We start from the raw sequence: 8382 nt of genomic DNA, 5'->3' as shown, positions 1-8382 counted from the left end.
TATAATATAGACCAAATATAATATAAAAAAACCAATTATCAAAATTGGTTTATATTATATTTTTGTTCGGTATAAATCCGCAATCTTATGAAGCTTTCTGATGGCTAAGTAAGGGGTTTTTTTGGACGAATATTTTATTGATTAACGTTTGATCCGCAATTTTATCAAGCTTGCTGATGGCTTAGAAAGAGTTTTTTTTGATTAACGTTTGATCCGCAATCTTATGAAGCTTTCTGATGGCTTAGAAAAGTTTTTAATTTTTGTATGAATGATTTGAACACGATTGTCAGTTCGAGCGAAGTCGAGAACCACTATCGCAACTCGACTCCGCTCGATTTGACAAAACTAGATTGAACCATTTATTCTTGTTGTTATATCTTCTTCCTCATTCTAGCCACCGGAATATCGAGTTGTTCTCTGTATTTAGCAATGGTTCTTCTAGCAATAGGGTATCCTTTTTCTTTTAGCAATTCAGCTAATTGATCATCGGGATGTGGTTTTTTCTTATCTTCTTCTTCAATGATGTTTTGTAATATCTTTTTGATTTCAAGTGTCGAAACATCTTCACCTTGATCGTTTTTCATTGCTTCCGAGAAGAATTCTTTGATCAATTTAGTCCCATAAGGAGTTTCTACGTATTTACTATTGGCAACGCGAGAAACCGTCGAGATGTCAAGTCCCACCATATCAGCAATGTCTTTAAGGATCATCGGTCTCAATTTGGTTTCGTCACCCTCCAAGAAATATTCTTCTTGATAATGCATGATCGCATTCATGGTTACAAATAAGGTTTCTTGGCGTTGACGTATTGCATCAATAAACCATTTGGCCGAGTCTAGTTTTTGTTTGATAAACTGAACTGCATCTTTTTGCGCACCAGATTTATCGGTAGAAACTTTATACGTTTGCATCATTTCTTGGTAATCCTTAGAAACGTGCAGGGTAGGAGCATTTCTTCCGTTCAATGTTAGTTCTAGTTCGCCTTCTACTATTCGAATAGCAAAATCTGGAACTACATTTTCCGTTACTTTATTATTTCCGGTAAAAGCACCTCCTGGTTTTGGGTTCAAACGTTCTATTTCGTGAACCGCTTTTTTTAATTGTTCATTTGAAACATTATACTTTTGCAATAGTTTATCGTAATGTTTTTTAGTAAAAGCATCAAATTGATTTTCGATAATATCGATCGCAAGATCAACGTATTCTGTGGGTGTTTTATGTTTTAATTGTAGTAATAAACATTCTTGTAAGTCGCGCGCACCCACACCAGATGGTTCTAGTTCATGGATAACGTGCAAGATTCTAGTTACCGTTTCTTCATCGGTATAAATGGCTTGTGTAAACGCCATGTCATCAACGATATCAGGAATGCTTCGTCTAATGTATCCCATGTCGTCAATACTTCCCACTAGAAATTCAGCAATATCACGTTCATCATTATCAAGGATAAAAGTGTTAAGCTGGTTGATTAAATCTTGGTGAAAACTAATTGGTGCTGCTAATGGTGATTCACGATCTTCATCGTCATCACTATAGTTATTAGCTTGCGTTTTATAATCAGGGGTATCGTCACTGTTTAAATATTCGTCGATGTTGATGTCATCGGCTTCAATTCTTTCCGACTCGTCGTTTTCATAATCGTCGTAATCGTCGTTTTGAAACTCATCCTGATCGTAATCGTCTTCCTCTTTACCTGCTTCTAGAGCTGGATTCTCGTTCATTTCTTCTAACAAACGTTGCTCAAAGGCTTGCGTAGGCAATTGAATTAACTTCATCAGCTGGATCTGCTGTGGAGATAATTTCTGTGATAATTTTAAATTTAAGAATTGCTTTAGCATTTTATATTTTTTGTTTAAAAAAGTTTAAGGTGTAAGGTTTAAAGTTGTCCGTGTTTTAAACAACTTTAAACCTTAAACAATTTAAACTATTTCTAGAATTCGGCATTCATTGGCGTTCTTGGAAAAGGAATTACGTCACGTATGTTTGTCATTCCAGTTACAAAAAGCACTAATCTTTCAAATCCTAGTCCGAAACCAGAGTGAACTGCCGACCCGAATCTTCTAGTATCTAGATACCACCATAATTCTTCTTCATCAATTCCTAAAGCTTTCATTTTTTCGACCAAAACGTCAAAACGTTCCTCTCTTTGTGAACCTCCTACGATTTCTCCAATTCCAGGGAAAAGGATGTCCATCGCACGTACCGTTTTTCCGTCTTCGTTCAAACGCATGTAAAACGCTTTGATATTTGCTGGGTAATCAAACAAGATTACCGGGCATTTAAAGTGTTTTTCTACTAAATAACGCTCGTGTTCTGACTGTAAATCAGCTCCCCATTCGTTAATGATGTAGTTGAATTTTTTCTTTTTATTTGGAGTACACTCTCTCAAAATGTCAATTGCCTCGGTATAAGATACGCGTTTAAAATTGTTTTCCAAAACAAAATTCAATTTGTCAAGCAAAGCCATTTCGCTTCTTTCCGCCTGTGGTTTTGATTTTTCTTCGTCAAGCAATCTTCCTTCTAGGAATTTTAAATCCTCAGGACATTTGTCCAATGTATATTTAATTACGTACTGAATAAAGTCTTCAGCAAGATCCATATTGTCATTCAAGTCATTAAAAGCAACCTCTGGCTCAATCATCCAGAATTCCGCAAGGTGACGAGAAGTATTTGAATTCTCCGCTCTAAACGTAGGTCCAAACGTATAAATTTGTCCTAATGCCATCGCAAAAGTCTCTCCTTCTAATTGTCCTGAAACTGTTAGATTCGTTTCTTTTCCAAAGAAATCTTCTTTATAATCTACTTTTCCGTCTTCTTTTCTTGGCGTCCCGTCAAATGGTAAAGCCGTAACTTTAAACATTTCACCAGCACCCTCAGCGTCAGATCCAGTGATGATAGGTGTGTTTACATACACAAAACCTTTCTCCTGAAAATAACTGTGTACCGCGTATGATAATACCGAGCGCACACGCATAATTGCACCAAACATGTTCGTACGCACACGTAAATGTGCATTCTCACGCAAGAAATCCAAGCTTGGTTTGTTTTTTGGTTGTATTGGGAATTTCTCAGCATCCGAATCTCCAAGGATTTCCAGTTTTTTAACCTGAATCTCAAATTTTTGTCCAGCACCTTGACTTTCTACCAAAGTTCCAGTAACCGAAATCGCTGCCCCAGTCGTAATTCTCTTCAATGTCTCGTCTGGAGTATTCTCAAAATCGACAACACATTGTATATTATTGATGGTAGAACCATCATTCAAAGCAATAAATTGATTGTTTCTAAAAGTTCTTACCCATCCTTTTGCATTTACTTCATGTAGCGTCGTTGTACTGTTTAGTAAGTCTTTAACTTTTGTGTGTCTCATTTTATGTGTATAATTGAATTTAAAATTGTGTCCTGTTTTAACTGCAAATATAAATCATTTGTTTTAATTGTCATTAAGTCAATCAAAGCAATCGGGAGCTATTTCCAGCTATCCGCTATATCTTTTACTTTTTTAAAGAAAAAAAGTAAAAGGATGCCGCTACTATCTGGGCTAGAACGTAGTGGAATCATGAGTTTTTAAGATTAAATAAAAGGTGCCGAAATTATTATTAAAGAGTTAACCCGCACAGTTTATCAAGCAGAAAGCGCCACAAGAGTGTAGAGCAGCTGCATTAAGACGCTTCCAGCGAGACAAGTTTGGGTTTTCTCCACACGGTTTGTCACGCTGAAAGCGTCCCATGTAAGAAGAGCCACCTTACTGAGGCGCTAGCAGCGAGACAAGTTAGGGTTTTCTCCACACAATTTGTCAAGCTGAAAGCGTCCCACGAAAGTAGAGCCACTTTGCTGAGGCGCTTCCAGCGAGACAAGTTTGGATTTTCTCCACACAGTTTGTCAGGCTGAAAGCGTCTCACGAAAGTAGAGCCAGCTTACTGAGACGCTTTCTTCGAGAGAAGATTGGATTTTCTCCACACAGTTTGTCATGCAGAAAGCGTCCCAAGAAAGTAGCGCAACGGTACAGAGACGCTTTCTGCAAAACAATTCAAACTAATAAATTTGACAAACAACGCCACAGTTCGTATTTTTGTACCATGAATGACAATTTTATAACCGAGTATTTCGGGATAGGCATACAAAACGGGAAAACTCCTGAAAATTTGGGCGTTTTATGGCGCACGGCTCAAAACTTGGGCGCCAGCTATATTTTCACCATTGGTAATCGCTATGCAAAACAATCTAGTGATACTCACAATGCCGTAAAATCGATTCCGTATTTTCATTATGAAACCTTCGATGATTTCTATAAAAACCTGCCCAAAGGCGCGCGCTTAGTAGGGGTGGAGCTTGATGATACTGCGGTGGATTTAGAAACTTTCGAACATCCACGACGTTGCGTCTACCTATTAGGTGCCGAAGACAATGGGCTTTCAAAAAAAGCCATCGAAAAATGTCATTATTTGGTTAAATTCAAGTCCGAAAAAAGCTTGAACGTTTCTGTTGCAGGAAGTATAGTGCTCTACGATAGAGGACTTAATAAACCGCGTTCTTAATTACAAACGAGGTTTTCAATACGTAGTTCTCATGAAAAAACACTTTTATACGTTCGCTTTACTAGTCGCTTTTGGCTCTTGCATTGCGCAAGCTAAATTTTGGAAACCGGCTGTGAATCCGTCCGTAGTTCAAGAAACCTATGTGGGTTGGAACAATTATCAAAGATCGTACATCATGCTGTCGACAGATTTTGTGGCCTTTGATGCAAAATCAAACCCAATTACTAAAGAAGCTTTTCTTCAAGAATTAACCAATGGAAACTATATCCCCGTTCAATTAGAATCGGACAAAGCGGAATTGTATTACCAACTTTTTAAAATAGAACCCAAATCTGATTCCAGTATAAAAGCTTCCATTGCCGAAATAGCTTTTAATGAACTACAAAATCTGAAGAAAGAAGGCGAACCATTTCCTGCATTTTCTTTTCAGGATTTAAACGGTAATTTAATAACAAATGAAAGTTTAAAAGGGAAAATTGTCGTTATAAAATGCTGGTACATTCATTGTGCAGCCTGCCTTAAGGAGTTTCCAGATGTCAATCGATTAGCAAATAAATACAAAGACAGAAAAGATATTATTTTCCTTAGTTTAGCCGAAGATACACCAGAACAATTAAAACCTTTTTTGGCTCGCAAGCCACTTTCGTATTCAGTGGTTCCTAATATGAAAACCTATATGAATTTGACTTTGCAACTCAATGCTTTTTCCACGCATTTCATTATCAATAAAGAAGGTGTAATTGTAAAAGTACTATCCGATTTTAAAAGTCTAGAAGCTGCTTTGGCAAAAGCAAGTGAAGAATAATTTTGGTATTCAATAAAAAAGCATCTCTATTTTAAAAGGTATTAGGTGATTTTTAAACATAAAAAATCCCGCCTTTGCAGACGGGAAATTTAATATAATTGGGTATTTACTTATGCTCTTCCATATCCATTATTAAATTGGCAATCAAAGCAGTCCATCCCGTTTGATGTGATGCGCCGAGCCCCTTACCGCTATCGCCATCAAAAAACTCGTAGAATAGATGTTGGCCTTTAAAATGTTCATCAGTAGCAAAATGGTTTTCGGGATCATCAGAATGGTATACAAATTTCCCATTTTCATCGGGTTCAAAAAGTTTAATTAATCTTTTGGTCAATTCGTTGGCAATTTCGTTTAAGTTCATTTTTATCCCTGAACCAGTTGGAAATTCATATAAATAGGTGGGTCCGTAAAACGTATAGTATTTACGCAATGACTGGATAATCATATAGTTCAACGGCATCCAGATAGGGCCACGCCAGTTAGAGTTTCCACCAAACATACCCGAACGGCTTTCGCCAGGTTCGTATTGAATTTGGTGATGTCCTTCTTCTCCAAATACAAATGGATTTTTTTCATGGAATTTGGAAAGCGAACGAATTCCATAATCAGACAGGAATTCATCTTCATCGAGCAGTCGTTTTAAAAGATGCTCTAATCTAAAACCACGCATAATCGAGAATAAGAAATCACCATTTTTATTGGCGTTTTCTAAATTCGAAATTAGTGATGCTAAATCGGGTCGTGTTCTTATGATTTCATTAGCACGTCTTTGAAAATCTTTAAGTTCTTCAAATAGGTCTTTATTCATAATTTCGACAGCAAACAAGGGGATCACTCCAACCAAGGAACGCACTTTTAAACGTTGCGTACTCCCATCAGACATTTCGACAACATCGTAATAAAAATTGTCTTGGTCATCCCAAAGCGAAAGATCTTTTTTACCGATATGGTGCATTGCCCATGCAATGTTTAGAAAATGCCTGAAAAACTTAGCCGACACTTCTTCGTATATTTTGTTGGTTTTGGCTAGTTCTAGTGACATACGCAACATGTTCAATGAAAACATCGCCATCCAGCTTGTGGCATCGGCCTGTTGCATTTTTTTAATACCCTCTGGCATATGGTTTCGGTCAAAAACACCAATGTTGTCTAAACCTAAAAAACCTCCTTCAAATAGGTCGGTTCCACTTGTGTCTTTTTGATTTACCCACCATGTGAAATTGATAAGTAATTTCTGGAATGCTTTTTCTAGAAATGGCGTATCGGCTTTGCCCGTGCGCTTTTTGTCTTTTTCATAAACAGTCCACACAGCCCAAGAATGAACAGGTGGGTTTACATCACTAAAGTTCCACTCATACGCAGGAATTTGTCCATTGGGATGCATATAACTTTCTTGTAAAACTAAAAGTAATTGTTGCTTGGCAAAAGAAGGGTCTATTTCGACAAAAGCAGCCATGTGAAAAGCAAGGTCCCAAGCTGCGTACTATGGGTATTCCCATTTGTCCGGCATAGAAATAACATGGCGATTGTTGAGGTGTTGCCAACTAAAGTTGCGAGAATCTTTTCGCCTATAAGTGGTCGATGTTTCATCGATACCGCCAAATAGCCATTTGTGTACATCGTAATAATAAAATTGTTTGGTCCATAACAAACCTGAAAAAGCACTTTTGGCAATCGCTTGTTGGTTTTTTGGGATGTCTTTGTTGATGATTTCGTTATAGAAAGATTCACATTCTTTTTTTCTTAAATCAAATATGGCATCAAAATCGGTAAAGGGACTCGCTAGCGTTGTATTGCTCAATCGTATTTTAACACTTTTCTCTTCGCCTGATTTTAGATCAAACTGATGCCAAATAGCTGCTTTTGTTCCATAATTCTCCGGATTCACCGTGGCTTCACCATTGATTACGTGGTTGTTTATACCATCTTTAACATATTCATATTCGTTCGGAGCGTTGTAAATGCGTTCGTTATTAGTTTCGTTTTCGCAAAACAATTGAGTTCCTTCGTTGTGGTATAAGTAGTAGTCACCGTTTCGGGTACTTTTGGAAACAATGCAATCAGCGGTGTTAGACTCCATGTTAGGTCGTGGATGTCTGTTATTGTGTTTCCAGAAATTACGAAACCATAAATGCGGCAATACATGAATGGATGCAGTATCTTTCCCGCGATTGACTACGGTAACTTTCATCAGGATATCATCAACGTCTCCTTTGGCATATTCGATATAACAATCAAAATAAGCATTGTCTTTAAAAGTATCAGTGTCTAATAGTTCAAATTCAGTTTCTTCCCTATTGCGATGATTGTTAGTCGTTATTATTTCCTCGTACGGAAATTCGTTTTGTGGATATTTATAAAGGTATTTATTGTACGAATGCGAAGGGGTAGAAACCTGATGAAAATACAGTTCTTTAACGTCTTCTCCATGATTTCCTTGGTTGTTGGTCAAGCCAAATAATCGCTCTTTTAGAATAGGGTCTTTCCCGTTCCAAAATGCGGGAGCTAAACATAAAATTTCTCTCGAATCACAAAAACCTCCTATTCCTTCTTCACCCCAGCGATAGGCATTGCTACGTGCTTTATCATGATTAATGAATTCCCATGCATCTCCATTGTCGCTATAATCTTCACGTACGGTTCCCCATTGTCTTTCGGCTAGATAGGGACCCCATTTTTTCCAATTTCGATAGTTGTCAGAAACAGCTAGCTTTTCTGCTTCAGAAATTTGATGACTCATATATTGTTTTGTAAATATTAATTTTTAAAAGGACTTTAAAAACAAGCCTTTGTCTATTATTCTAAAGCTGAAAAAGGTAAAAAACCATCTTAGGCTTCTTTGGTTTTTAAGCATTTGGGTAAAAATAAGATTTATTTTTAATAAGTAGATCGGCAAGGGAGTACTATTGCTTAATTGTTTGGGATTGTTAAGTTTTGTTTGTTTTCTCGTAAAAATTATTGCTAATAATTAGGGCTTGCTGAAAAAGTATTCTCAATTTTCATATAACTGGATTTAATTTCACCAAATAATCACTTTCATAA

Annotated in this window: 6 protein-coding genes and 1 pseudogene; 2 read left to right on the top strand and 5 right to left on the bottom strand. The window is 37.0% G+C overall.

The window, feature by feature from the left end; all coding sequences use genetic code 11:
• Positions 1-371: 371 nt before the first annotated feature.
• A complete protein-coding gene (gene rpoN, locus H8R24_RS17265) occupies positions 372-1838 on the bottom strand; it encodes an RNA polymerase factor sigma-54 (RefSeq protein ID WP_187021542.1) in 1467 nt (488 codons plus the stop codon).
• 92 nt (positions 1839-1930) lie between these two features.
• A complete protein-coding gene (gene asnS / locus H8R24_RS17260; protein ID WP_187021543.1) occupies positions 1931-3367 on the bottom strand; it encodes an asparagine--tRNA ligase in 1437 nt (478 codons plus the stop codon).
• 709 nt (positions 3368-4076) lie between these two features.
• Between asnS and H8R24_RS17255 the strand changes: the two genes are divergently transcribed.
• Positions 4077-4535, top strand: a complete 459-nt coding sequence (locus tag H8R24_RS17255; protein WP_187021545.1) for an RNA methyltransferase — start codon at positions 4077-4079, stop codon at positions 4533-4535.
• 31 nt (positions 4536-4566) lie between these two features.
• A complete protein-coding gene (locus H8R24_RS17250; RefSeq protein WP_187021547.1) occupies positions 4567-5340 on the top strand; it encodes a TlpA family protein disulfide reductase in 774 nt (257 codons plus the stop codon).
• A gap of 106 nt (positions 5341-5446) precedes the next feature.
• Here the strand turns inward: H8R24_RS17250 and H8R24_RS18240 are convergent, their stop codons facing one another.
• From H8R24_RS18240 to H8R24_RS18235, 3 genes and pseudogenes are all read right to left on the bottom strand, one after another.
• Positions 5447-6439 (bottom strand): MGH1-like glycoside hydrolase domain-containing protein, encoded by a 993-nt coding sequence (locus H8R24_RS18240; protein ID WP_394354178.1) that lies wholly within the window; start codon positions 6437-6439, stop codon positions 5447-5449.
• 81 nt (positions 6440-6520) lie between these two features.
• A pseudogene (locus tag H8R24_RS18450) lies at positions 6521-6805 on the bottom strand (MGH1-like glycoside hydrolase domain-containing protein); the annotation flags it as partial.
• A gap of 18 nt (positions 6806-6823) precedes the next feature.
• On the bottom strand, positions 6824-8080 hold the full coding sequence (locus tag H8R24_RS18235) for a hypothetical protein (protein ID WP_225876860.1): 1257 nt from the start codon (positions 8078-8080) through the stop codon (positions 6824-6826).
• Positions 8081-8382 lie beyond the last annotated feature (302 nt).

This window comes from Flavobacterium muglaense (assembly GCF_014305155.1).
GTDB lineage: Bacteria > Bacteroidota > Bacteroidia > Flavobacteriales > Flavobacteriaceae > Flavobacterium > Flavobacterium muglaense.
This window is presented reverse-complemented; position numbering and strand designations above follow the sequence as displayed.